This window comes from Pseudophaeobacter sp. 1A16562, from assembly GCF_041008785.1.
Taxonomy (GTDB): Bacteria; Pseudomonadota; Alphaproteobacteria; order Rhodobacterales; family Rhodobacteraceae; genus Phycobacter; species Phycobacter gallaeciensis_A.
The window spans coordinates 45998-71408 of the sequence record NZ_JAXGFT010000014.1 but is presented as its reverse complement, the minus strand read 5'-3'; the positions used below and the strand labels follow the sequence as shown (position 1 = coordinate 71408).

Here is a 25411-nt window from a genome sequence, read left to right as displayed (position 1 = left end):
ACGTCCTTGAAACTCCGAAGTACCTGCTAGTGAGAATCCGGCGGCGTTGCACCGCTACGCGGTCGTGATTGCAGTGTGAGCGTGGCTGCAGCGACGATTGGTCCGATCAGTTCAAACCCCACCGTGGTTCCAATTGCCAGCGCCATGATCGACGGGGCGAATTCGGGGAACCGCTCGGCTGCGACCAGCGCCATGCCGATTGCCACCCCGGCTTGCGGCAGCATCGCGGCGCCGTAATAGGGCCGTTCGGTCGCCGGGGCGTGGGCCAGCATACCGCCGATCCAACCCCCAAAGATGCGCCCCAACACCCGGAGAACCGAATAGCCAAGGCCCGCCATGCCCAGCGTCGCCAGCGCCTCGGGGTCCAGCGTTGCACCGGCGAGTACGAAAAAGATGATCATGAAAGGCCATTCGAAATTGTGGATCTCGTGAAAGGCCCGAGTGTGGTGGCGGGCCAGATTTACGATCACTGCGCCGGCGGTCATGCCTGCAATCAGATAGGACAGCTCCAGCATCAGCGACAGTCCGGCGGTCAGGAAGATCAGGCCAAGCGCCTCGATCCGCAGCGGCTCCCCATCTGACAGCCGTCCGGTCAGCAGCGCACCAGGAATGCCGATGGCGATCCCCAGTCCTATCGATCCGACAACCTCCTGCGTGGCGATGATCAGCGTATCAACACCGTCACCAATACCGCTGATGAGATCAATCATCAGCAATGCGAGGCTGAAGGCGAACAGCCCCCAAGCATCATCAATGGCGACCAAGCCTTTGAGAGTTTGGGTAAATCCGGTATTCAGCCCGGATTGATCGATCACGTCATAGGTGGCTGCGGGATCGGTCGCCGTGGCCAGCGCGCCCAGCAGGATGGCCAGCGTCAGCGGCAGGCCCATGGCCCAAAGCCCGGTTGTGACGGCGACCTGACTGACGATAACGATGGACAGTGACACGACGACAACCACGCGGCCATGCTGGCGCAGGTTGGACATGGACAAGGCGCTGCCCAAGAGAACCGCAACCGCGCTGAGCGCCACCACAGCAATCACTGGGTACAGTTCCGTGATGCTGTCCGGCAGCAAACCAAACCCGGAGTGACCGATCAGCAAGCCGCAGCCCAGAAGCAGGGTTACACGGGGCAGGCGCAACCGTCGCCCGATCCGGTCGGCCGCCAACCCGGCAAAGAACAGAAGACCAAAGATGATCAGAGTGACGGCTTGATCTTCCATCCAGGGGCTCTCTGTCTAGTTCCGGGGCAGGATACGGGTCACCCCGACTGCCGCCGCGCGGGCAAGATCCTCGTCCAGAGACATCGGGATATATTCACCCCGGCGCCACAACTGGGCCATGTCGTCATAGTGGCGCGAGAGGAAATGTCCCGACTGGCCGGTGGAGGTAACAAAGACCGAACTGTCCGGATCGGCGAAATCATAGACGCCGCGGAACCCGGCGGCATGGACATTCTGAAACGGCATCGGGCCTTCGCCAGAGGTGCGCCCGCGCTGCAGGGTGTTGTCGCCGCCGCTGGTGGACTGGCGGATGTTCACAAAGAACCGCAGCACTGGCACCTCGCCCAGAACCTCGTGGTCGTGGGTGGCTTGGTGGGCATCGCCCCAACGCAGCGATTCCAGCGCGGTGCCATAGCGTTCCTCGATCCAGATCAGCGCATCGTCCAGCGCCAGCCGTGCCATGTCGGTACAGGTTTCCTGCGGCGCGCTTTGCCGGACATCGCACCAGGCGGCAGCACCATCGATGTCGCGGTAGACCCGTTCGATGAACAGCGGATCCACGTGTTTGTACTCTTCGGTCAGCGGTCCCAGATCATCGGTGATCAGCCGCGCTTGCAGCGCCCGGAGCCAGGCCGCATAGATCAGCGGCTCCGGCAGGTGCTCATTCATTTCGCCGTTCCATTCAGACAGCAGGGTCAGCGCGGTGTGACGCTGGCGTTCGCGGCTACCTTCGGGGGCGGCCTCGCCGGTGAACCACAGGTCTGCCCCGATCAGCGGCAGTAGGGCCCGGGCAGAGTAGGATACCGTATCAAGCTGCGCCTCAATGAAGCTGTCGCGCGTATGCACTTCGCGGTTCTGCATCAAGCGGCGCCAGCGGTTGATCCGCTGGGTGTCGCCCCAGTCGAAGGAGACATGGTTTGGAAAGGGGCGGTCCAGCAGCTTGTTATTGGTATTGCCCAGGATCCCGCCACGGGGACTGATGAATTCCGGGTTGGCAGCATAGGGCGCGCGGCCTTTCCAAATGTTTTCCCGGCGCCAGCCCTGGCTTGGCAGGCGGCCCTTGCTTTGATGGCGTGCATCGCGCTGGGGAATGGCGCCGATGGTCTTGAGGGCAATCGTTTCCTTATCCGCCAGCGTCAGGTTCTGCGAAGGTGCAATATAATCTTCGGCGACGCGGATCGCTTCCCGGGCCGAGGCGCTTCGCATCAAAGCGATGGCGGCGCTGACCGAGGTATCTTCGCCCGATAGAGCTGTCCAGCCAAGGCTGACCACGTGACCCGGCGGGGTGATGGTGGCCAGAGAGAACATGGACCCCGGAAGAACCGGCCCGTTCTCGGTCCAGCGCAGGGTCAAGGTGACTGGCGGCGCGTCCTTGATGTTGATGATGGACCGGCGGGTAACGAAAGGCGTGTAACCCGTTGGACTTAAATATTCTTCGGGATTTTCGGCATTGATCTTTTCGATGAAGAGATCCTGATCATCCATGTAGGAAGAGGTGATCCCCCAGCCCAAGTCGTTTGAGCGTCCGGTGAGCACGGCAGGCAGCCCTGGTATGGTTCCGCCAATCACGCCGCCGGTCGCCAACTCCATCCGCGCCAGATACCAGATCCCGGGCGCGCTGAGGCCCAGATGTGGATCATTGGCCAGTAGGGTGCCGCCCGTGGCGGATCGACTGGGATCGGCAGCCCAGGCATTGGACGCCCCGCCAAGGCCGCGCGGCGCGAGCGGAAACAGGCGACTTTCCGGTTCGGGCGAAGAGGCGGCGATGCGCGGTGCATCTGGGAACAGGCTCGCATATTCCGGCAGCGCGGCCGTGCCGGATCCCGGCGCATCGGGCAGGATATCAAACAGGCGTTCCGGATCGGCGAGCGCCAGAGAGGTGCGTGCCCGCAGGATTTCCTCGCGCATATGGCCGGACAGTTTCAGCGCCATCAGTTTCATGATCGCGATACTGTCGGCAGGCTGCCATGGGGCCAGCGGCATATTAAACAGGAACATCTCCGGCGCGCCGCGTCCCAGCGCCTCTTCGTTGATCTCCTGCAGGCGGGCATTCACACCAGCGGAATAGGCGGTCAACGCGGCCATGGCTTCGGGTGTCTGAACCGCGACCGATTGTTGTGCCAGCCGGTAAAGATCAAGCCGCCGCACGAAAGTATCGACCTCAATGGTGCGAGTACCAAAGATCTCGGACAGACGTCCCTGCGCGGTGCGCCGCATTACAGCCATCTGCCACAAGCGGTCCTGCGCATGGGCATAGCCGAGGCCGAAAAACACGTCCTCGTCACTGGCGCCGATGCTGCTGAAGATATGCGGCACATTGGCGTTGTCGCGGACAATCTCGACCGGGGCAGTGGGGCCGGGCAGGGCAATCGTCTTGTCATAGTCGGGCAGCGACTGGGAGGCGAAATAGTAGGCCAGGACAACCGCAGCGAGCGACAGCAGAATCAAGGTGGCGGTCAGTCGCATCAGCCAGCGGAACAGGAGTGCCATATAAAGGTTTTTCCCTTTGTTTTCTGTGTTCAGCGGCCTGGCACGATTGCACCCCGCGCCGCCAGTGCTAGGGTAGCGTCAACATATGCCAAGAAAGCACAGGGGAAAAGCACATGGCAAAAGCTGCATTTCTGGGGTTGGGAGTTATGGGCTATCCGATGGCCGGGCACCTGCAATCGGCGGGTCACGAGGTCACGGTCTACAACCGCACCGCCGCCAAGGCCGAGGCCTGGGTCAAGGAGCACGGCGGTGCCAGCGCGCCAACTCCGCGCGAGGCGGCTGCGGGCGCGGAATTCGTGATGTCCTGTGTGGGCAACGATGATGACCTGCGCTCGGTCTGCCTGGGGCCGGATGGCGCCTTTGCCGGGATGGCCAAGGGCGGCGTTTTTGTCGATCACACCACGGTCTCTGCCAGCGTCACGCGGGAGCTGTTCGAGGCGGCTGCCGAGCTGGGCATTTCCTTTGTAGATGCGCCGATTTCCGGCGGTCAGGCGGGGGCCGAGAATGGGGTTCTATCGGTGATGTGCGGCGGTGAAGCGGAGGCCTATGCCCGCGCGGAGCCAATCATTGACGCTTATGCCCGCATCTGCCGCCGGATTGGCGACAGCGGCGCCGGCCAGATGACCAAGATGTGCAACCAGATCGCAATCGCCGGGTTGGTGCAGGGCCTGGCGGAATCGCTGCATTTTGCAGAAAAGGCGGGGCTGGATGGCCGCGCCGTGGTCGAGGTGATCAGCCAGGGTGCGGCAGGCAGCTGGCAGATGGCAAACCGTTATGAGACCATGCTGGACGATCATTTCGAACATGGCTTTGCGGTGGACTGGATGCGCAAGGATCTGGGGATCTGTCTGGATGCCGCAGACGAAACCGGAGCCAGCCTGCCGGTGACCGCGCTGGTCGATCAGTTCTATAAGGATGTGCAGAAGATGGGCGGCGGGCGCTGGGATACCTCGTCGCTGTTCAAACGCCTGAAGTCAGCAGGTTAAACAGAGCCCGCAACCATCTGAAATAAAAGGCGCGCCCGGAATGTGGCACGCCTTTTATTATCTGCCGCTTCAGCGGTGAAATCAGCTGAGCCGTGTCCGATCAGGGAATGATGCGGGTGTATTTGGTGCCTTCCAGTGTGGCGCCAACACGCAGACCGGCCTGCGCGAAAACGGCCGCCAGGATCGGAGAGGTCAGGGTATTGGTGTCCGCCGCGACAGAGTTGCCATCGTCTTTGATCACATATTCGAGATCAGCGCCGGCTGCCCAACCCGAAGAGCGTCGGAACCCGGCCAGGGCATCGTCCGTCATGAAGAACAGCACATGGGCGTATTGCTGGGCGCCGATCTGCAACCCGGCGTTGCCCTTGACCGTGGAATAGTAATCGACCGTTACGCCATTGATGCGCAGCGCGCCGCGCCCATAGGCGCCGCCAATCAGGAAACCAGCCTCGGTGACCAGCGGCATCACCAGCATGCCAGTCGATTTCTCGGCCAGCGTGATGGTGTTGGGGTATCGGCTGTACATCTGGTTGAGGGTGGCATCGACACGGGCGTCGATGGTGGCGGCATTGTTGTTGCCAACGCCATTGCCACAGGCCGCAACCGCTCCGGTCCCGGCAAGAATGCCAAGAGTGAAGCCGCGGCGCGTCAAGCGGGGGGGAATTTGTCTGCTCATGTGAAGTGTTGCCTGTCACGTTATGGATAAAGGCCGGTTGTTCGGCTCTGGGCAGGATCATAGGCGGAAAAAAGCCCGCTGTCATCTACGACAACAGCGCCGCAGCCCGCCTGAGCGACTTCCCGCAGGGCGTTGCTGTGGGGCTGATAGTGTCCGTCGCCGGAAGTGATCCCGGACAGTGACGGATCAGCCGTTCAGGATCCGTGCGGTTTCAGGCGCGAAATAGGTCAGAATACCGTCACAGCCTGCGCGTTTGAACGCAAGAAGGCTTTCCAGCATGACCTGTTCGCCATTGATCCAGCCATTCTGGGCGGCAGCCTGGATCATCGCGTATTCGCCAGAGACCTGATAGGCGAAGGTGGGCGTGCCAAAGGTGGTTTTCACACGGTGGCAGATGTCCAGGTAGGCAATGCCGGGTTTGACCATGACCATATCGGCGCCTTCCTGCAGGTCACGTTCGACCAGCCGCAGCGCCTCGTCCGAATTGCCGGGGTCCATCTGATAGGTCTTCTTGTCGCCTTTCAGCGCGCCAGAGGCACCGACCGCATCGCGGAACGGACCATAATAGCCAGAGGCATATTTTGCCGAATAGGACAGGATCGACACGTTGCGGTGACCGCCCTGTTCCAGACCACCGCGCATGGCGGCGATCCGGCCGTCCATCATGTCCGACGGACCGATGATGTCCGCACCGGCCTCTGCCTGCGCGAGGGTCATCTTCACCAGCGCCTCGACAGTTTCATCGTTGAGGATCTCACCATCGACGACAAAACCATCGTGACCGTTGATGTTGTAGGGATCGAGCGCCACATCTGTCATTACCGCGATGTCAGGCGCGACGGCCTTGATCGCGCGGATGGCACGGTTGCACAGGTTATCGGGGTTCCAGGCCTCGGCGCAGTCTTCGGTCTTGAGCGCCGCATCGGTATAGGGAAAGAGGCAAATCGCCGGAATGCCAAGGGCCTGCGCCTCGACTGCCGCCTCGGCGATCTTGTCGACCGACCGGCGCACCACCCCGGGCATGGAGACGACAGGCTCCACGATCCCTTCACCATCGCGCACGAACACCGGCCAGATCAGATCATCTGTGGTCAGGGTGTTTTCCCGGACCAACCCGCGAATGGCGGGGCTGACACGGGTGCGGCGCAGACGGGCAGCGGGAAAGGGGGCGACGGTCGGCTTCATCGTGGTCTCTCATCTCTCTGTGGCACGCCTGTGGGTCGCATGGAACCGCGCTGTCATGCAAGTGGCACAATCGCCGCGCTTGTGCGGGCCGTGTCTGCGGGGCTTGTGCCGGGGGCTTTGGCGGTGGATATAAGGCGGCGAATGCGAACAGACGGAAGAGGGCACGGGATTGGATCTGTTTCAGACACTGACCGAAATGATCGACCTGCGGTCCTTTTCCAACCTTTGGTACTGGATTGCCCTTGCGGTGATGTGGTCCACGGCCAGCCACTGGATCCTGGGGGTGCCCTTTGACATGGTGCACCGGGCCCGCAAGAACGGCGGCCAGAGCGCCGAAGATCTGGAGGATCTGGTGCGGATCAACGTAAACCGCATGCTCTATGTGGTTCAGATGGCAGGACTTTGGATCCTCGCGATTGCCTGTTTCGTGCTGTCGTCCCTGGCGACCTTGGGCTTTGGTCTTGGCGTGGAATTCGCACAGGCAGTGTTCCTGCTGCTGTTCCCGATGGCTGCGGTGGGTCTGGTCAATCTGGCGACGGCGCGGTCGATCCGCCTGAATGAGCCGCAGGGAGATGCGCTCTACCGCAGACTTGCCACCTGCCGCTTTGCGATCCAGATCATCGGCATGATCTCCATATTCGTCACCGCGATGTGGGGCATGTACCAGAACCTGCGGCTGGGCGTTTTTGGCTGAGCATCACCAGGGACCCGGGGCTGAAGAAACACAATGAAGAGGGAGACGCGCAGCATGGCGCAGCCTGCGATAACCATGGGCGGCGCGCCGGAAGGGTTCGATGCCCGGCTGGTGCTGAAAGAGGTCGAAACGTCCGGCGGCCCGGTTCTTCATGTGGCCCGCGATGACAAACGGATGGAGGCGATGCGCGCCGCGCTGGCCTTCTTTGCGCCGGACATGCCGGTCTTTGTCTTCCCCGGCTGGGACTGTCTGCCCTATGACCGCGTTTCGCCCAACGCTGATATCTCCGCCGCGCGGATGGCAACGCTGGCGGCGCTTGTCCACCAGATGCCATCGCAGTTCATCCTGCTGACCACGCTCAACGCCGCCAGCCAGCGGGTGCCCGCGCGTGAGGTTCTGCGCGAAGCAGCCTTCAGCGCCCGGGTCGACCACCGGATCGACGAGACCGCGCTGCGGCAGTTCCTCGTCCGTATGGGCTTCACGCAAAGTCCAACAGTGATGGAGCCGGGCGACTACGCGATCCGGGGCGGGATCATCGATATCTTCCCGCCGGGCGACACCGGGCCGGTGCGGCTCGATCTGTTCGGTGACGTGCTGGATGGCGCGCGCCGGTTTGACCCGGTGACCCAGCGGACCACCGAAAAACTGGACCTGATTGAGCTGGCGCCGGTCTCCGAAGTGATCCTGGACGACGCCGCCGTGACCCGGTTCCGGCAGAACTACCGGATTGAATTCGGCGCGGCCGGCACTGACGATCCGCTGTACGAGGCGGTCAGTGCGGGCCGCAAGCATCAGGGTATCGAACATTGGCTGCCGTTCTTCCACGAGAAGCTGGAAACCCTGTTTGACTACCTGCCGCAGGCCTCGGTCACGCTGGACGATCAGGTTACCGCATCCCGGCTGGCGCGCTGGGACAGTATCGTGGACCAGTATGAGACCCGTAAACTGGCGATGACGCAAAAGGGGCGGCTGGACACGGTATACAAACCAACGCCGCCGGGGCTGCTGTATCTTGACGACAGCGCCTGGGGGGACGCAACAAGTGCACATCGTACCATCCAGCTGCATCCGCTGGCGCAGGCCTCTGGCCCCGGTGTGGTGGATGCAGGCGGGCGGATCGGGCGGGATTTCGCGCCCGAGCGTCAATTGGAAAACGTCAGTCTTTTTGGTGCCTTGGCCGCCCATATTCAGGAGCGGATGCAAAAAGGTCCGGTCGTGGTTGCCTCCTACTCCGAAGGTGCGCGGGAACGTCTGACCGGGCTGATCGAAGACGAAGGTCTGGCCGAGGCAATCCCGGTCATGGATGGCACACGGATTGGAAAATCCGGGCTGCATCTCGCGGTCTGGGCGCTGGAACACGGGTTCGAAGCGCCGGACATGACGGTAATCTCGGAGCAGGACGTTCTGGGCGACAGGCTGATCCGCTCACCCAAGAAACGCCGCAAGGCCGAGAATTTCCTGACCGAGGCGCAATCGCTCTCGCCGGGGGATCTGGTGGTGCATGTGGATCACGGCATTGGCCGCTATCAGGGAATGGAGGTCATTACTGCTGCCGGTGCGGCCCACGAATGCCTGCTGCTGGAATATGCCGAAGAGGCCAAGCTGTACCTGCCGGTCGAGAATATCGAACTGCTGAGCAAATACGGCCACGATGAAGGGCTGCTGGACCGGCTGGGCGGCGGTGCTTGGCAGGCGAAGAAGGCCAAGCTGAAGGAGCGCATTCGGGAGATGGCCGACCGGCTGATCCGGATTGCGGCCGAACGGGCGCTGCGCAAGGCACCGATCATGGACCCGCCGCCGCACGCTTGGGAGGAATTCTCGGCACGTTTTCCCTATCAGGAAACCGACGATCAGCTGCGCGCTATCGAGGACGTGATGGCGGATATGACCTCGGGCCAGCCGATGGACCGGTTGATTTGCGGCGATGTCGGCTTTGGCAAGACGGAGGTCGCGATGCGCGCGGCCTTTGTCGCGGCGATGTCCGGCGTCCAGGTGGCGGTGATCGCGCCGACAACCCTGCTGGCGCGACAGCACGCGGCCTCGTTCGCAGAGCGGTTCCGGGGTTTCCCCTTGGAAGTCAGGCAGTTGTCGCGTTTTGTTACAGCAAAGGACGCTGCCAAAACGCGCGAAGGTATGGCCAAGGGAACGGTCGATATCGTGATCGGAACCCACGCACTGTTGGCCAAGGGGATCAAGTTCCAGAACCTTGGCCTGCTGATTATCGACGAAGAGCAGCATTTCGGCGTCGGCCACAAGGAACGCCTGAAGCAGCTCCGCAGTGACATTCACGTGCTGACCCTGACCGCAACGCCGATCCCGCGGACCCTGCAGCTGAGCCTGACGGGCGTGCGGGATCTGTCGATTATCGGCACCCCGCCGGTGGACCGGCTTGCGATCCGCACCTATGTCAGCGAATTCGACGCTGTCACCATCCGCGAAGGGTTGCTGCGGGAACATTATCGCGGCGGGCAAAGCTTTTACGTGGTGCCGCGGATTTCAGACCTCGCCGAGGTCGAGGAATTCCTCAAGGAGCAACTGCCCGAGCTGACCTATGTGGTTGCGCATGGTCAGATGGCGGCCGGTGAGCTTGATGACCGGATGAATGCCTTCTACGACGGCAAATTCGACATCCTTCTGGCGACAACCATCGTGGAATCGGGCCTCGACATTCCGACGGCAAACACCATGGTGGTGCACCGGGCCGATATGTTCGGTCTGGCGCAGCTCTATCAGATCCGCGGCCGGGTCGGGCGGTCGAAGACCCGCGCCTACGCTTACCTTACCACGAAGCCGCGCGTGCGCCTGACCGCGACGGCTGAAAAACGGCTCAAGGTGCTCGGTTCGCTCGACACTCTGGGCGCCGGATTTACCCTTGCCAGTCAGGATCTTGATATCCGCGGCGCTGGGAACCTGCTGGGCGAGGAACAATCGGGCCAGATGCGCGATGTGGGCTATGAGCTGTACCAATCCATGCTGGAAGAGGCGATTGCCAAGATCAAGGCCGGGGAGTTGGAGGGCCTTTCCGAGGGCGACGATCAGTGGGCGCCGCAGATCAATCTGGGCGTGCCGGTGCTGATCCCCGAGGACTACGTGCCCGACCTCGATGTGCGCCTTGGCCTGTATCGCCGTCTCTCAGGCCTCACGACCAAGGTAGAGCTTGAAGGGTTCGCCGCAGAACTGATCGACCGGTTTGGTAAACTGCCGAAAGAGGTCAATACGCTGATGCTGGTGGTGCGGATCAAGGCGATGTGCAAACGCGCAGGCATCGCCAAGCTGGACGCCGGTCCCAAGGGCGCAACCCTGCAGTTCCACAATGACAAATTCGCCTCCCCTCAGGGGCTGGTCGAATTCATCGAGGATCAGAAGGGCCTGGCCAAGGTCAAGGACAACAAGATCGTCGTGCGGCGCGACTGGAAGAAGGACAGCGACAAGATCAAGGGCGCCTTTGCCATCGCCCGCGACCTGGCCGAAAAGGTGGTCGCGGAGAAGAAAAAAGCCAAGGCAAAGCAGGGCTAGGCCTTCAGCGCGCAGGGATGGTGCGGGTCAGGCGCAACAGTCCTGCGGCGCCATCGCCACCTGCGCGCAGCCGCAGGAGGCCATGATCCCGTCCGAACGCGCCTGCGCCAGATCCAGCTTCTGGCGAATGTGGTGGATTTCCACGGTTTCCTCACGCGCCGCGAGGCAGTCGTGCAACCCTTTGAGGCTCCAGACGTTGTCGGGATGGATCGACGCCCGCGACAGGGTGCCATCCAGCCCCAGATCGGCGCGATAGACGGCCTCGGCCTCGGTCACATGGCCTTGCTCCAGCAGCAGTGCCCCCAGCGCGTGGCGGGTCGGCTGCATCCAACCCCAGGGTTCGTCGTAAGGCAGGTTATCATCAAGATCGACCGAGCGGCGTAGATGGCCATAGGCGATATCAAAGTTGCCCTTGCGATACTCAATCTCGCCGCGCAGCATTTCCCGCGCGATTTCAAGAAGATCCACAACGCGGTTGTTGTGCATCAGACGGGTCTCCGGCACCCGGTCCTTGGCCACAAGGAACAGCGCTTCCTCGGCCTCTGCCTCAGCCACGCGGCCCGTCGCAGCATAGCCAAGGGCGCGGGCATAATGGGTAGTGGCTGTCAGAGTGCGGAACAACTCCTGGTCCTCTGGCAGTTCCAGCGCAATCGCCTCGTCCCAGCGGCCAAACCGGATCAGGATATGGGGATGCATGGCCATGTAGCTTTCGAAGTAATCTGCCATCGGCGGGCTTTCGATCCGTAGCATTTCAATAGGTGTGGTGTCCCACAGCCCCTGATTGGCGCGTAGGGCTGGCTCGATTTGTCCAAGGAAAAGAGCACCATAGATCACGAAGTGATAGTCGTGCTGCCGATAGCCGGTGTAGATATTATAGGCGCCTTCGCGCTCGTAGTATTTCAGGTCTGCTTCGATCGCCTTCTGGTTCCAATAGACCACATCCTGATAATTGCCGCAGAGGACGTCGATATGGGTGGGCATATGCACCAGATGCCCGGCATCCGGCACCAGATCGCGCAGCACATCACCCGCCTTCAGCGCCTTTTCCGGGGTCGGCGACATTTCCATCAGGTGCACATAAAGATGCAGCAGGCCGGGATGGGTCATGGCGCCGGGCAGGCTGTCAAAGGCGTCTTCCAGAACCTGTTGCGCTTCTGTCGTCGCCGCGCCTTCTGCCGGAAGGCCGGTTTTCAGATCCCACATGTTCCAGGGTGTGAGGTTCAAGAGGCTTTCGACATAGACGCAGCGCAGGTCCAGATTGTCGGGCACCTTGGCAAAGGCCGCACGCATGCTGTCGGCAAAATCATGGTCCCAGGCGTGCATGTCGTCGGCGGGCGTGCGCTGCGGATAGCGGGCGGTCAGCGCTGCGATCAGGGCGCGCTCGGCCGGGGTGCAGCCCTCTGCATGGGCCAGAGCGGACTGCGTCGCATCATAGGCTGTCGCCAGCACCTCGGCCCGGGTCGCGGGGTCGTGCAATTCCCACGGCATGTTATAGTTGGGGCCGGATGCATAGGCGAGACCCCAATGCGCCATGGCGCAACCCGGATCCTCGGACAGCGCGCGGCGAAAACAGGTGGCTGCCTCCTGATGGTTATAGCCATAGGTCCAGATCAAACCGCGATCAAACCACAGCTGCGCCTTGGCGCTGCCGGTGGTCACGGGACAGGAATAGGTCCCGAGATCATAATAGAAATCCATGAAAACACCCCTTCAAGCTTATGAAGAGGTTAGGGTTTTCAGGCTTGCCGGGCAAGCGGCGTGTCCCCGGCGCGACGCGGCAGCAGTGCAGTTGCGCAATCTGATGGCAGGCGGCGGTGCGGGGTTAAACCGCAGGCAGGCGTGCTTCTACTCGCGCCATATGCAGCATGACGAGAAACCCGAGGAAAGCCATGATCAGAATGCCTGCGGTCAGCGGCAGCAGCGATCCGTCGAACAACAGCCCGACCGGTGCGGCGATGGCTGCGGCAACTACTGTGGAGATTGCCCCCATGACCGAGGCAGCCATACCCGCGATATGGCCCATCGGCTCCATCCCCATGGCGTTGAGATTACCAAGAGTAACGCCGGCCATGAAGAACACGCTGGTCTGCCAGGTCACAAACAGGCCAAAGGCAACGGAGTTGTCCAGCGGCATGCTTTCCAGAACCAGCATGGCCGATGCCAGACCGATCTGGGAGGCCAGCGCCCAGGTCACCATGCGGCGCATCCCCAGACGCACCACCAGTACGGCATTCAGGAGGCTGCCCGTCCCGGCAACCAGCGCAACGCCGAAGAACCAGTAAGGGAAGCTTTCGGCGCGGTCAAAGACCACATCATAGGCCGGTTGAACCAGGGTGATCATGGTGAACAGCATGCCAAGGCACAGGCATTGGGCGATGATCGACAGGCGGACGGTGGGGTGGGTCACCATCTCCTTCAGTGCTGCAGCCATCAGCGCCGGGCGCACCGGGCGGCGGTCTTGCCGCTCCAGCGTCTCGGGCAGGCGCACGCCCATCCAAAGTGCGATGATGAGAGCAAAGGCCGCAAAGGCAGCAAAGATGCCGCGCCAGCTGGAAAAGGCGATGATGACCGAGCCCAGCATCGGCGCAACGGCCGGAACAAGCGTGAAGATCATCATGGCGATGGAGACCACCCGCGCCATTTCACGGCCCGAGTAGAGATCCCGGACGACAGCCATGGCGACAACGCGCGGCCCGGCAGCGCCAAGCCCCATGGTCACCCGCGCCAGAAGGGCGAGTTCCAGCGATTGCGCGGCCCAGGCCGCAGCGGCCGAGATGATATAAAGGATAACGCCGCCAAAGATCACCGGCTTGCGGCCAAAGGCATCCGAGATCGGACCGGTAAAGAAGGTGCCGATGCCCATGCCCAGAACAAACGAGGTGATAATCAGCTGCGCCCGGTTCACGTTGTCGGGGCTCAGCGTTTCACCAATTTCCGGCAGCGCCGGCAGCATGGCATCGATGGAAAATGCGATGGTAGCGAACATCATCGCGATCAAGGCGATAAATTCACCTTTCGACATCGGGTTTGAAACGGATTTTGACATAGATAACCTCGTGCGGCACTTCAGAAGGATCCGGAAATCGGATCCAATCCGGGCGCCGCTGAGAGGCCGCTACCATGATTTTAAAAAAGGCACCAGTAGATCGCCTGCACAGGACTCTGTGCATCAATGCGATGGTCAGAATTGCGGCAGCGGCGTCACTGGCGCGCAGGTGACGTGGGCGGATCGGGACACTCATCCTCGTTGGCCGCAGTGGTCGGATCTTCCCGGTGGTGGCGACCGAAATGGGCGATCAGCCACTCGCTGTGTTCTTCGCGTTTTTGGATCTGGTAGAGCGCGAATTCCCGAATCGCCAGGGCAAAGACCCCAAGGCCGCTGAAGATCAGGATGATCGTGCCAATCTTCCCGGCCGCCGTCACGGGAACAAAGTTCCCGTAACCCACGGTGGAAATGGTTACGACCGTAAAGAACAGGCTGTCCAGCCAGTTCCACCCCTCGGCGTAATGAAAAAACACTGTACTGAAAACGACGATACCGATGAGGGTGGCAAAGATACTGGACCGCTTAATCTGCATTATTAATCCTTTGGTCCGGCTTCCAACTGGGACATGATGTCGGCGATCACCTGCTTCCACAGTTCGGGCGGCTGGGCACCGGGCACGGCGTGCTGGTTGGCCACCACGAAGGTCGGGACCGAGTTCACGCCCATCTTGCGCGAATGCGCATCGCGGGACTGGATCGCCTCGATGTCGTTCTCGGTCTCCAGCAGTTTCAGCATGACATCGCGTTCCATGCCAATCTCTTGGGCAATGTCAGCCAGGATTTCGGGATCACCAATATCGAGGCCTTTGACGAAATAGGCCTCGAACAGGGCATCCACGGCCGCGGTCTGTTTGCCTTCGGTGCCGGCCCAATGGATCAGCCGATGCGCGTTGAGCGTATTGGGCGTGCGTTTCATGCCTTCGAAATCGATCGACAGTCCGGCCTGTTCAGCATGTTCCACGATGGGGGCATAGGCCCGCACCGCGCCTTCCTTGCCGCCAAACTTCGCCTCAAGATAGGCGCGCCGGTCCATACCTTCGCGGGGCATGTCAGGGTTCAGCTGGAAGGGGTGCCATTCGATCACAAAAGGATGGTCGGGAATCTCGGCCAAGGCTTTGTCCAGATGCGTCTTACCGATATAGCACCAGGGGCAGATCGGGTCCGAAAGAATGTCGAGCTTGACCGAAGGAAGGCTGGTCATGGGTTATCCTTTGAAATAGGCCGGCAGGGCGCGCCTCAGTAGTTTTCCGTTTGCGCCAGTCGGCAGGGCCTCAAGATACACATAGGCGCGCGGTTGTTTGTAACGCGCCAGGCGGTCCGTGGCAAAATCCCGAAGGTCGGCTTCGGGGATCTCTTGCGGGCCGGTGTAGAAGGCCACGATAATATGTGTGTCTTCCTTGACTTCAACCGATGTCACCCCGACTTGCACAATCCCGTGATGAGCGGCAAGCGTGGTCTCGACCTCGATGGGCGAGACGCGGAAACCACCAGCGTTCATCATGTCATCGGCGCGCCCCAGATAGGTGATCTGGCCGTCGGCCGCCATGGCGCCCTGATCGCCGGTCAGGAACCAGTCTCCCTGTATGCGCGCCTCGGTTTCATCGGGGGCGTTCAGATAGCCCAGCATCAGACCGGGGTCCGACCGGTGCACGGCGATGGTACCTTCGGCGCCGCGCGGTACTGGCCCGTCTGGACCAAGGATCGCAACCCGGCGTCCTTCCTGCGGCTGGCCAAGCGCATCGCCGCGCGCCGGGTGTGCCGGGCTGGAAGAAATGAAGGTCGAACATTCGGACATGCCGTAGGCCTCAAAAAGGGCCCGGCCGGTTCGATCGCTCCAAAGCTCGGAGAGGTGGCGCGAGAGCTTTTCACCGGCACAAAGGCCGTGGCGCAGATCCGGCAGGTCAAGAGTGCGATTTGAGTTGAGGATTTTTCGATAAACACCGGGTGCAGCAGCAAAAATGCTGGCGTGATGGTCGCGCAGCAGTGCCGGGATTGCCTCGGGCGGTGTGTCGGGATCAGGGATCAGCGCGGTTGCGCCAATGCTCCACGGATCCATCAATCCGGTGCCCAAGGTGAAGGTCCAGTTGAAGGCGCCGGCGTGCAGCAGGCGGTCGTGTTCTGAAAGGTCGTACCAGTCCCGCACCATCATTTGCCGCGCCCATATCGCGCGGTGGGCATGAGCGACGGCGCGGGGTGATCCGCTGGTGCCGGAGGTATAGACCACATAGGCCAGACGGTCGGGATCCCCCATGTCATACTCGCAGGGAGGAAGGTCGCGCATCGCGGTCAGTTCAGGCAGGATGATTTCGCGCGGGTGATCGGCGCAGGCGACCGACGGATCGCGCAGAACTGCGGCCACGTCGAGTTCCGCAATCATCTTGGCGGTTTCCGGTGCGGTCAGCTGCGAGGAGGTCGGGACGGGTACCAGACCAGCCGCAATCGCGCCAAGATAGGCAAGCGGGAAATCGACCGTATTGCCAAGCCGCATCATCACAATGTCGCCAGGGCGCAGACCCGCCGCCAACAGCCCCGTGCCGGTCCCGCGCACCGCGGCCTCCAGCTGGGAATAGGTCCATTTCTGGCTTTGATCGCCGCCAAGGACCTCCAACGCAGGTTTTTGAGGGCGGTCGGGTGCGAAACGCAGAACATGGGCGGCCATGTTGAACGGCGCCGGGCAGGGGGCAAAGGGCCCATTGTCGAAAACTGATATCATGGATCTTCGCTAGCGTGACACGTGCCGCGTTGCAAGCTGCCGTGCTGCGGCCTATAGAAACAGCATGACTGGCCGCGACCCCAAAACCCTTATCACCATTGCCCGCTCTGGCGGCGAAGACACGCAGGCAGAACCGCTGGACCTTGGCGCCCGCGTGCGGGAATTGCGCAAGGCGCGGGACTGGACGCTGGAACACGCGGCCAATCAAGCGGGGCTGGCGCGTTCGACCCTTTCGAAGATCGAAAACGGCCAGATGTCCCCGACATATGACGCCCTGAAAAAGCTGGCCGTCGGGCTGGAAATTTCAGTACCGCAGCTGTTCACCCCGCCGCAGCGCGATCAGGTGAACGGGCGGATGACGGTGACAAAATCCGGTGAAGGATCGCATCAGGCGACGGCCACCTATGAGCACGAACTGCTCGCCGATGGTTTGACCCGCAAGCAGATGCTGCCGTACCGGGCCCGGGTCCGGGCGCGCTCGATGGATGAGTTTGACGGCTGGGTACGGCACGACGGCGAGGAATTCCTCTATGTGCTGACCGGGGTGATCATGCTTTATACCGAGTTTTACGAGCCGGTTGAAATGCGCCGGGGCGACAGCGCCTATTACGATGGTGCCATGGGGCACAACGTGATCTCGCTCAGCCCGGATGATGCGACCATTCTGTGGGTCACGTCCCTGGTCTGAAGGCCGCAGTGAAGTACTGCTGACAACTCCCTGAATTTTTATGATTTTGTTTTTGAGGGATGGCGCCCAGGAATTCTCGCGCATCACCGTATGACCCGCGCTACGGGCATTTCAGCCCACAGCGGTCACAGCGGCTGTAGTCCGCACCCCAATGCGATGACCAAAGGAACACGGCGCTCAGATCGCATCGCGTTCCAGCTCTTCATGCAGCCTTTCCCAAAACAGGAAGTCGTCGGCCTCTTCCTGCGCCTCGGTGAGCGTCAGGTGGTGCGACTGGGCCAGGTAAGCAACGAACCCGTCCTTGTCGCCGATCGGACAGGGAGCATACCGGCGTTGAAGATACGGAAACCGCTGTTTGGCGCGGGGAAAGCGGACCGCCCAGCTGGCCGAAGCAGAGAAACATGACATTTCGAGTACCCCGTGAAAACAACAACAATACGGTATTATGGTAGCAAATATGTCAAAAAAGAAAACAATTGGATCATGAAGATCTTCACGATCACGCGAAACCGCTGTGATCAACGCCTAGTGGTTGCGGCGCCGTGCCCAGTTACTCTGGTTGATGCCACCAAACGTCGGGGAAGAAGCCGGTGCGATCACCATATATTGGAAGGCTCTCGGGATGGGCCAGTTGCCGCTTATGGGCAATGCGCCCTTTGTCGTATTGCCAGATCGGGATCACATAGCGCCCCGCCGTCAGCACACGGTCCAGTGCCCGTACCGCAGCGGTGAAGTCATCCGTGCTCTTTGAGGTCAGCAGCTGGTCAATCATCGCTTCGGCGGCGGGGCTGTCGATGCCCATCAGGTTGCGGCTGCCCGGTTGGTTGACCCCGGCGCGCCCCCAATAGAGTTTCTGTTCGTTGCCGGGACTAAGCGACAGATCGCGGCGGAACCGGGTCAGGTCGAAATCGAACTCGGACTGGCGCGCCACATATTGCGCATTATCAACAAGCTCTGGCGTGATAGTGATGCCCAGACGATCCAGTGCGCGGGCGTAGATTTCGACGATGGTTTTCATCTCTGCATCGCCCTGGCGCAAGAGGACCGACAGCGTCAGCACCTGTCCGTCAGGATTCTTCAGCACGCCGTCCTGGACGGTCCATCCTGCCTCGGCCAGCAGGGCGACTGCACGGCGCAGATTCCTGCGGTTGCGTTTGGTGCCATCGCTGGTGGGCAGGGCATAGCCTTCCAACGTGCCGGGCAGCAGGCTGTCGGCATAGGGCTGGAGCAGTGCGCGCACCTCATCAGGCGCGGGACCGTCCCGCATGCCAAGGGTGGAGTTGGAGAAATAAGAGGTGATCCGCGGCTGGATACCGCCGGTCACGGTGCCGTTGATATATTCGAAATTGAAGGCAAGGATCAGCGCCTCTCGCACGCGCCAGTCACCCAGCGGTGCGCGGCGTGTGTTCATCGCCAGTCCGGTCATGCCGGATGGGCGCTGATGCGGGATCTCGCTTTTGACCACGTCGCCATTGCTAACGGCGGGAAAGTCATAGGCGCTTTTCCATTTGTCTGCGTTGAATTCACGATAGGCGCTCAGCTCTCCGGCCTTGAAGGCCTCGAACAGCACCGTCTGATCGCCAAAGAAATCTATGCGGAGCTCGTCAAAGTTATGCATGCCCCGCCGCAGCGGTAGATCCGCGCCCCAGTAGTCGGGATTGCGGGAAAGGGTGACAAACCGGCCCGGCTCGAAATCGGAGACCACATAGGCACCGGTGCCTATGGGCGCCTCGCTGAGGCCAGAGGCCGCGAAATCCTTCCCTTCCCACTGCGCCTTTTTAAGGATCGGGCGCATACCGGCGATCAGCGCCAGCTCCCGGTCTTCGGTATTGAAGGTAATCTTCAGGCTGCGTGGACCGGTCTGTTCAATCCCGGCGACCTTGGACCAGAACCCGCGATAGCGCAGGTGACCTTCGGTGCCGAGCGTTTCATAGGACCAAAGCACATCCTCGACCGTGACAGAGCTGCCATCGGAAAACCGCGCCTCGGGGCGCAACGTGAACTCGACCCAGGAGCGGTCCTCGGGCACGTTGATCGATTCGGCCAGCAAGCCATAAAGGGTAAAGGGTTCATCCCAGGAGCGGCCCATCAGGCTTTCGTATCCCCAGAAGCGGAGCTGCCAGGGCGGGGTGCCTTTCTGGGCAAATGGGTTCAGCGTATCAAAGCCGCCGGTGTTGCCGACAACCAGCCTGCCGCCCTTTGGGGCCTCGGGGTTGGCATAGGGAAGCGCGGTGAAGCTAGGGTGCAGCGCCGGTTCGCCATACATTGCAATACCATGGGCTGATTCTGCGGCTGCAAAACTGGCGTTGAGACAAAGCCCGATTCCCATCACAAGCGATCTGGCGGCGGAGAAATATTCTGACCTCACTTTGGCAACAATCCCATTCTGCCCTTATTTACTTGAGCCTTCACGGTAGAGGCGCGTCTTTGTCTTTTCAAACTTTTAGCTTGGATGAAAGCACGAAATTGCGTATAAAGGGGTCACTGCTCGATAGGTTTCTTGCCTGTATGAAACCTGCCTCAATAACTTAACGCCCGCTTCGTGCGGGCGTTTTTTTTGGTAAAATCGTGTGGTTTTCTTTGGCAAATAGCTTGGGAGAGTACGGCGGAAGCGCTGTGTATTTCGGCCGTCCTGGATGAACAAGTCAGTAGTCCTACGCGTTTTCTTTGCCCCGGTCACGTGGCAGAATGCCGCGCAACTCAACTCAGCTCAAAGGACACCTGAGATATGACACTGAAGGGCAAAACGGCGGTGATTACCGGATCGAATTCGGGCATCGGCCTTGGCGTTGCGCGCGAGATGGCGCGCGCCGGTGCGGATGTGGTTCTGAACTCGTTCACCGACAGGGACGAAGACCACGCGCTGGCCGAAGAGATCGCCAAGGAGTTCTCGGTCAATGCCCGCTACATTCAAGCGGATATGTCCAAAGGTGAAGACTGCCGCGGCCTGATCGACAAGGCGGGCCGCTGCGATATTCTGATCAACAATGCCGGGATCCAGCATGTCGCCCCGATTGATGAGTTCCCGCTGGACAAATGGGATGCGATCATCGCGATCAATCTCAACTCGGCTTTTCACACCACCGCAGCGGCACTGCCCAAGATGCGCGCAGCGGGCTGGGGCCGGGTGGTCAATATCGCCTCTGCACATGGTCTGACCGCATCGCCCTATAAATCGGCCTATGTGGCGGCCAAGCACGGCGTGGTCGGTATGACCAAGACCGTGGCGCTGGAAACCGCTGAAGAGCCGATCACCGCCAATGCGATCTGCCCGGGGTACGTGCTGACACCGCTGGTCGAGGCACAGATCCCGGACACCATGGAGAAATACAACATGGGCCGCGAGGAGGTGATCAAGAAGGTCATGCTGGAGCGTCAGCCCTCGCGCGAATTCGCCACGGTTGAGCAACTTGGCGGTACGGCTGTCTTCCTGTGCTCGGATGCGGCTGCGCAGATCACCGGCACCACGATCAGCGTCGATGGTGGCTGGACCGCTCTGTAAGCGGTGTGGGAAAAGGAGTGGAGTGGCAGCGAGATAGCTGCCGCTCTTAATGCCGATATTGCAGGCTAAAGCACGAAAAAGCCTAAGTCGTCAGCCTTTGGCCCCGTCGGCGGGCGGCTGCGTCGGATCCTTGGGGTTCGGGTAGACCAGTCCGGCGGAAATCACCAGTTTCGCTGCATCCTCGACCGACATGTCGAGAACGGTCACATCCTCTTCTGGCACAAACAACAGGAACCCGGAGGTCGGGTTGGGTGTTGTCGGGATGAAGACGCTCATCAAACCGCCGGATGTTTCGGCCCGCTGGGCAATTTCGCCCTTCGCCTTGGTCGAGACAAAAGCGATCGCCCAAACGCCCTTGCGCGGATACTGGATCAGACAGGCGGTATCAAAGCTGCTTTCCGACTGAGCGAATACGGTTTCCGAGATCTGTTTGATTCCGGAATAAACCGAGCGGATCACCGGCATCCGGTCCACCAGGTTCTCCGCGAACCCGATCAGCGAACGGCCGATGATGCCTTTTGCAATCCAGCCGACGATGATGGTGAACAACAGGAAGATGATCAGCCCGACGCCGCGCAGGTTAATGCCGATATATTGCTCGGGCCGCATGGTATGCGGCACCAGGGGCAGAACCACTCCGTCAATCCAGCCCATCACGGTCCAGAGCAGCCAGAGTGTCAGCCCCACCGGCGCGATCACGACGATACCGGTCAGAAAGGAAGAGCGCAGTCGCGCGAACAGGCCGGGACGGCGGTGGGGTTCTTGATCAAATGGAGTGGTCATGGGCGCATTCACGATGACAGATGCGGGGAACCTAGGCACTGTTCAGCAGAACGGCAATGGCCGCGCTGCCGAATTACCATATCAGCCCGCGATTGCGTTCAATTCCTGAGCAATAGCCGCAGCAAGACGGGCGTTGTTGCGCACAAGCGCGATATTGGCCACCAGCGAGCGTCCTTCGGTCAGATCAAAGATGCGCTGCAGCAGGAAGGGTGTCACCCCCTTGCCGGAAATACCCTGTGCGTCGGCCTCGGATTGGGCCTGTGCGATGATCGGAGCCAGTTCCTCGGACGGGATCTGTGCCTCGGTCGGGATCGGGTTCGCTACCAACTGCCCGCCGTTGAGCCCCATGGCCTGACGCATTGCATGGGCGCTGGCGATCTCTTTGGCCGTGTCCATCCGCAGTGGCGCCATCAGTTCGGATTGCGCCGACCAGAAGGCGGGGAAGCTGTCCTGACCATAAGAAATCACCGGAACCCCTTGGGTTTCCAGAACTTCCAGCGTTTTCGGGATGTCCAGAATCGCCTTGGCGCCAGCCGCAACGACAGTCACCGGGGTTTGCGCCAGCTCCATCAGGTCGGTGGAGATGTCAAAACTGGTTTCGGCGCCCTTGTGCACGCCGCCAATGCCGCCGGTGGCAAAGACGGAAATCCCCGCCAGCCGGGCAGCGATCATGGTGGCGGCCACGGTGGTCGCTCCGGTGCCGCCACTGGCGATGCAGGCAGCGATATCCGCGCGCGACACCTTGGCGACGTCTTTCGCCTGGCCCAGCGCCTGCAGCTCATCCGCTTCTAGGCCTACGTACAGCTTGCCGTTCATCACCGCCATGGTGGCCGGAACCGCGCCCGCATCGCGAATGTCCTGTTCGACCTGTGCGGCGGTTTCCACGTTTTGCGGATAAGGCATGCCGTGGGTGATGATGGTGCTTTCAAGCGCGACAATGGCGCGACCGGCAGCGCGGGCCTCGGCCACTTCTTGGGAATATTTGATGGGGATCACAGCGGAGGCTCTCCTGAAACATATGTGGCTGCGGCGGTCAAAGCAGATGCCAGCGCCGTAGCGGGCGGCTCGCCGCGGGTCTCGGCGGCGATATGCGCCGCCATGAAAGTATCGCCAGCGCCGGTGACGCGGGCCACGGTGACCTGCGGCGGCTCAAGCGTAAAGGTATTGTGTGCGTCCGCCTTGGTAGCCGACCGGCTGCCGTCGGTGACAAGAACCCGCGCGGCGCCGCGCTCCAGCAGGGCGGCTGCGGCGGTTTCGCTATCGGCAAAGGTCGCCTGGCAAAGCAAACCGGCCTCTTCGAGGTTGACGTAAAGCGTGCCGCGGCTGCGCATGAGGAAAGGCCGCAACCGTTCTGCCTTGCCCGGAGAGGCAGGCGCCACCCGCAGGTCGGCATTGGCAAAGGCGGGGCTGGCGGCGATGTCGTCAAGCAGGGACAGGGTCAGGTTGCCATCCAGCGCAACCGGCCCGGCATAGGGCGCGGTTTCCGAGCCAAGGGTGCCATCCAGCAGCGGGCGGAGGATTTTCGCCCCCGCGGCCTCCAGCGAATGGGCATCGGCAATTGCCGCAATCAACCCGTTGGCGCCTTCGACCGCCATATACTGGTCGGTCGGTAAATCTTCGGAGCGGTAGACGTGCTGCGTATCAAGCCCCAGGTGACCACAGGCGGCGATCAGCTCATCCCCTTCGGCATCCTGACCAATCGCGCTCAGCAGCGCGGGTTTCAGGCCAAAGCGGGCCAGTGTCATGGCGATGTTCATGGCAACGCCGCCGGGCAGGCGGGTGATCCGCCCCGGCATGTCAGATCCGCGTTGCATGTCAGAGGAGCAGCGGCCAATCACGTCCCAAAGCACCGATCCGATGCAGAGAATCTGGGCGGGAGCAGGTTGGGCCATGGGGGTATCGGAACGGGGCGATGTCATGGCTCTCTCTTGCCGCCTTTCACGCGCCCCCGCAAGCGGCTTTGCAACCTATGGCACCGCAAAGGTCAGCGCAGCCCAAAGCGTTTCCCATACCGCGCCGGTTTCCGGATCGGACGGGCGCAGCACAACAGCGTCCAGAAGATAGGTATGGCCGGGCTTCACCGGGATCTCGGCGCGCCCCTCTGCATCAGTCTGGGTCAAGGTGATGGTCACGCTGTCATCGGGCGCGCGTTCGAAGATTTCGACCTGTGCGGCTACGCGCGGTTTTTGCTGATAGAACAGCTGAACCGGTAGTGTGTCGCCCTTGGACGAATAGGGGTTTTCCAGTGCAACAAACTCCGTCTCCAAGCCGCTTTCCCGGTCCGACCCGGCGCCGCTGCCGACGGCAATCAGGGATTTCGCGTGCCTGCTGTAGCGTTCGGTGAAACCATCCACCGGCAGGCCGCGCCCCTCGTGCCGGGTGCGGATATCGGCAAATCCCTTGTGCTCGGCGAAGGCGTCAAATTTTTCCCAAGTCTCATAGATCAGCGTTTCCGGCATGGTTTCATAGACTAGAGTCAGCAACCCGTCCCGTTCGGCGGTCACTGTCAGGGCCGGTAAATCGCCCATGCGTCCTTCGTAAGGGGTGGTGGTGTCACCGGTGATTACCTCGGAGCGTTTGGTGCGAGTTTTGAAATAGGGCAGCCGAAAGCCCTTGAACTCTTGCCCGTTCAGCAATTGCGCTGGGAGTTCCTCTCCGGATTCAACTTGATAATTCTGCGGTTCGATCCAAAACTCATGGGACAGGGCTGGTTCTGCCAGCCTGAACGAGAATGCAAAAACGAGTAAACAGGCCAGGTGATTTTTCATGACGAATTCTTTGTTGCTGCGTGGGATGAAGGTGGCATGCCTCTGCCTGCTGTCAAGTCTCGGCTTTTGGGGCGCCGAGCGCGCCCTAGCCCATGAGGTAACACCGGCCATTGGTGATTTCACAATTGAGGACAACACGTTACATCTGTCTCTTCGTTTGAATGCAGAGGCATTTGTCGCCGGTATTGATCTGGATACGCACCAAGACACCGAAGCGGCCGATCAGGCGGGCGATTACGATCTGTTGCGCGCCATGCCGCCCGAGGAACTGGCGCCGATGCTGCGCCTGTTTGCCGAGGACTGGCTGAAAACCCTTGATGTCGAGGCAGGTAGCCCGGTGCCGCTGGTGGTGGAAGATGTACGCGTCGCATCGGTTGGTGACGTCGAACTGCCGCGCGAGAGTGTGCTGTCCCTTTCGGGGGAGCTACCGCCGCTTGCCTCGGCGCTGACGATCCGCTGGCCAGAAGGGGCAGGCGCCGTGGTTCTGCGTCAGAACGGGGTGGAAGAACCTTTTACCGGCTATATTCAGGGCGGTGAGAGCAGCGGACCCATCGCGATCGGGGGCGGATCGGCCTTGTCCCCGGCAAAGGCTTTTACCAGCTATATCCCGGTCGGCTTTGACCACATCCTTCCAAAAGGTTTGGATCACATCCTGTTTGTCCTGGGGCTTTTCTTCCTCAGTACCCGTCTGAAGCCGCTTTTGTGGCAGGTCAGCGCCTTTACCGTCGCCCACACCATCACGCTGGCTTGCGGCGCGCTGGGGCTGGTGACTGTGAACCCGGCGGTGGTGGAGCCGCTGATTGCGGCCTCGATCGTCTTTGTTGCGGTGGAGAACATCTTTGCCCGGCGGCTGCACAGCTGGCGGACGGTGGTGATCTTTGGTTTTGGCTTGTTGCACGGGCTGGGCTTTGCCAGCGTACTGGGGGAATTTGGCCTGCCGCAGGCGCAGTTCATTCCGGCGCTGATCGGGTTCAATGTCGGGGTTGAACTGGGGCAGCTGACGGTGATCGCGCTTGCCTATCTGCTGGTCGGTTACTGGTTCGGCGGTCATCCGAAATACCGCGGCCGCGTAGCCATTCCAGCCTCCGTTACGATTGCGCTGATCGGCAGCTATTGGTTCGTGGAACGCGTCTGGCTCTGA

At 61.2% G+C, this 25411-nt stretch carries 21 protein-coding genes; 6 read left to right on the top strand and 15 right to left on the bottom strand.

Annotated features, from left to right (window positions below):
• Positions 1-26 precede the first annotated feature (26 nt).
• Both SM764_RS17930 and SM764_RS17925 read right to left on the bottom strand, forming a co-directional pair.
• Positions 27-1223 (bottom strand): cation:proton antiporter, encoded by a 1197-nt coding sequence (locus tag SM764_RS17930; protein ID WP_369002401.1) that lies wholly within the window; start codon positions 1221-1223, stop codon positions 27-29.
• 15 nt (positions 1224-1238) lie between these two features.
• Positions 1239-3713 carry a penicillin acylase family protein gene (locus SM764_RS17925; RefSeq protein WP_368946607.1) on the bottom strand — a complete coding sequence of 825 codons (2475 nt, stop codon included), beginning with the start codon at positions 3711-3713 and terminating at the stop codon, positions 1239-1241.
• 83 nt (positions 3714-3796) lie between these two features.
• Here SM764_RS17925 and SM764_RS17920 point away from each other — a divergent pair, with 83 nt between their 5' ends.
• Positions 3797-4699: an NAD(P)-dependent oxidoreductase gene (locus SM764_RS17920; protein WP_274832266.1), complete on the top strand. Its 903-nt coding sequence runs from the start codon at positions 3797-3799 to the stop codon at positions 4697-4699.
• Positions 4700-4799: 100 nt separating this feature from the next.
• Here the strand turns inward: SM764_RS17920 and SM764_RS17915 are convergent, their stop codons facing one another.
• Complete coding sequence (locus tag SM764_RS17915) at positions 4800-5375, bottom strand: lipid-binding SYLF domain-containing protein (RefSeq protein WP_369002400.1); 576 nt, start codon at positions 5373-5375, stop codon at positions 4800-4802.
• A 186-nt stretch (positions 5376-5561) separates the two neighbouring features.
• Positions 5562-6560, bottom strand: coding sequence for a porphobilinogen synthase (gene hemB, locus SM764_RS17910; RefSeq protein ID WP_369002399.1), 999 nt, complete (start codon positions 6558-6560; stop codon positions 5562-5564).
• Positions 6561-6729: 169 nt separating this feature from the next.
• Between hemB and SM764_RS17905 the strand changes: the two genes are divergently transcribed.
• On the top strand, positions 6730-7254 hold the full coding sequence (locus tag SM764_RS17905) for a component of SufBCD complex (RefSeq protein ID WP_369002398.1): 525 nt from the start codon (positions 6730-6732) through the stop codon (positions 7252-7254).
• A gap of 54 nt (positions 7255-7308) precedes the next feature.
• Positions 7309-10770 carry a transcription-repair coupling factor gene (gene mfd / locus SM764_RS17900; RefSeq protein ID WP_369002428.1) on the top strand — a complete coding sequence of 1154 codons (3462 nt, stop codon included), beginning with the start codon at positions 7309-7311 and terminating at the stop codon, positions 10768-10770.
• A 27-nt stretch (positions 10771-10797) separates the two neighbouring features.
• On the opposite strand, the gene SM764_RS17895 is transcribed toward mfd, so the two are convergent.
• The 5 genes from SM764_RS17895 to SM764_RS17875 form a co-directional block, all read right to left on the bottom strand.
• Entirely contained in the window at positions 10798-12468 is a 1671-nt protein-coding gene (locus SM764_RS17895) for a tetratricopeptide repeat protein (RefSeq protein WP_369002397.1), read from the bottom strand.
• Positions 12469-12592: 124 nt separating this feature from the next.
• Positions 12593-13816 (bottom strand): MFS transporter, encoded by a 1224-nt coding sequence (locus SM764_RS17890; RefSeq protein ID WP_368946605.1) that lies wholly within the window; start codon positions 13814-13816, stop codon positions 12593-12595.
• A gap of 155 nt (positions 13817-13971) precedes the next feature.
• Positions 13972-14349 (bottom strand): potassium channel family protein, encoded by a 378-nt coding sequence (locus tag SM764_RS17885; RefSeq protein ID WP_065270239.1) that lies wholly within the window; start codon positions 14347-14349, stop codon positions 13972-13974.
• Positions 14350-14351: 2 nt separating this feature from the next.
• Entirely contained in the window at positions 14352-15017 is a 666-nt protein-coding gene (locus tag SM764_RS17880; protein ID WP_369002396.1) for a DsbA family oxidoreductase, read from the bottom strand.
• Positions 15018-15020: 3 nt separating this feature from the next.
• A complete protein-coding gene (locus SM764_RS17875) occupies positions 15021-16529 on the bottom strand; it encodes a class I adenylate-forming enzyme family protein (RefSeq protein WP_369002395.1) in 1509 nt (502 codons plus the stop codon).
• Positions 16530-16593: 64 nt separating this feature from the next.
• Here SM764_RS17875 and SM764_RS17870 point away from each other — a divergent pair, with 64 nt between their 5' ends.
• A complete protein-coding gene (locus SM764_RS17870; protein ID WP_065270242.1) occupies positions 16594-17217 on the top strand; it encodes a helix-turn-helix domain-containing protein in 624 nt (207 codons plus the stop codon).
• A gap of 177 nt (positions 17218-17394) precedes the next feature.
• Here SM764_RS17870 and SM764_RS17865 read toward each other — a convergent pair whose 3' ends face one another.
• The gene (locus SM764_RS17865) at positions 17395-17625 is read right to left on the bottom strand and encodes a hypothetical protein (protein WP_274828089.1); all 231 of its coding nucleotides are present in this window, start codon (positions 17623-17625) and stop codon (positions 17395-17397) included.
• A gap of 142 nt (positions 17626-17767) precedes the next feature.
• Positions 17768-19483 carry an extracellular solute-binding protein gene (locus SM764_RS17860; protein ID WP_490363086.1) on the bottom strand — a complete coding sequence of 572 codons (1716 nt, stop codon included), beginning with the start codon at positions 19481-19483 and terminating at the stop codon, positions 17768-17770.
• Positions 19484-19945: 462 nt separating this feature from the next.
• On the opposite strand from SM764_RS17860, the gene SM764_RS17855 reads away from it, so the two are divergent.
• Positions 19946-20719, top strand: coding sequence for a 3-hydroxybutyrate dehydrogenase (locus tag SM764_RS17855; protein WP_369002393.1), 774 nt, complete (start codon positions 19946-19948; stop codon positions 20717-20719).
• Between the two features lie 90 nt (positions 20720-20809).
• Here SM764_RS17855 and SM764_RS17850 read toward each other — a convergent pair whose 3' ends face one another.
• The 4 genes from SM764_RS17850 to SM764_RS17835 form a co-directional block, all read right to left on the bottom strand.
• Positions 20810-21502 carry a DUF502 domain-containing protein gene (locus SM764_RS17850; RefSeq protein ID WP_065270246.1) on the bottom strand — a complete coding sequence of 231 codons (693 nt, stop codon included), beginning with the start codon at positions 21500-21502 and terminating at the stop codon, positions 20810-20812.
• Positions 21503-21583: 81 nt separating this feature from the next.
• Positions 21584-22498, bottom strand: coding sequence for a pseudouridine-5'-phosphate glycosidase (locus SM764_RS17845; protein WP_369002392.1), 915 nt, complete (start codon positions 22496-22498; stop codon positions 21584-21586).
• Complete coding sequence (locus SM764_RS17840; protein WP_369002391.1) at positions 22495-23421, bottom strand: PfkB family carbohydrate kinase; 927 nt, start codon at positions 23419-23421, stop codon at positions 22495-22497. The genes SM764_RS17845 and SM764_RS17840 overlap by 4 nt, the downstream gene beginning before the upstream one ends.
• 48 nt (positions 23422-23469) lie before the next feature.
• Complete coding sequence (locus SM764_RS17835; protein ID WP_369002390.1) at positions 23470-24270, bottom strand: DUF4198 domain-containing protein; 801 nt, start codon at positions 24268-24270, stop codon at positions 23470-23472.
• Here SM764_RS17835 and SM764_RS17830 point away from each other — a divergent pair.
• Positions 24269-25411, top strand: coding sequence for a HupE/UreJ family protein (locus tag SM764_RS17830; protein ID WP_369002389.1), 1143 nt, complete (start codon positions 24269-24271; stop codon positions 25409-25411). The two genes, SM764_RS17835 and SM764_RS17830, sit on opposite strands and share 2 nt — an antisense overlap.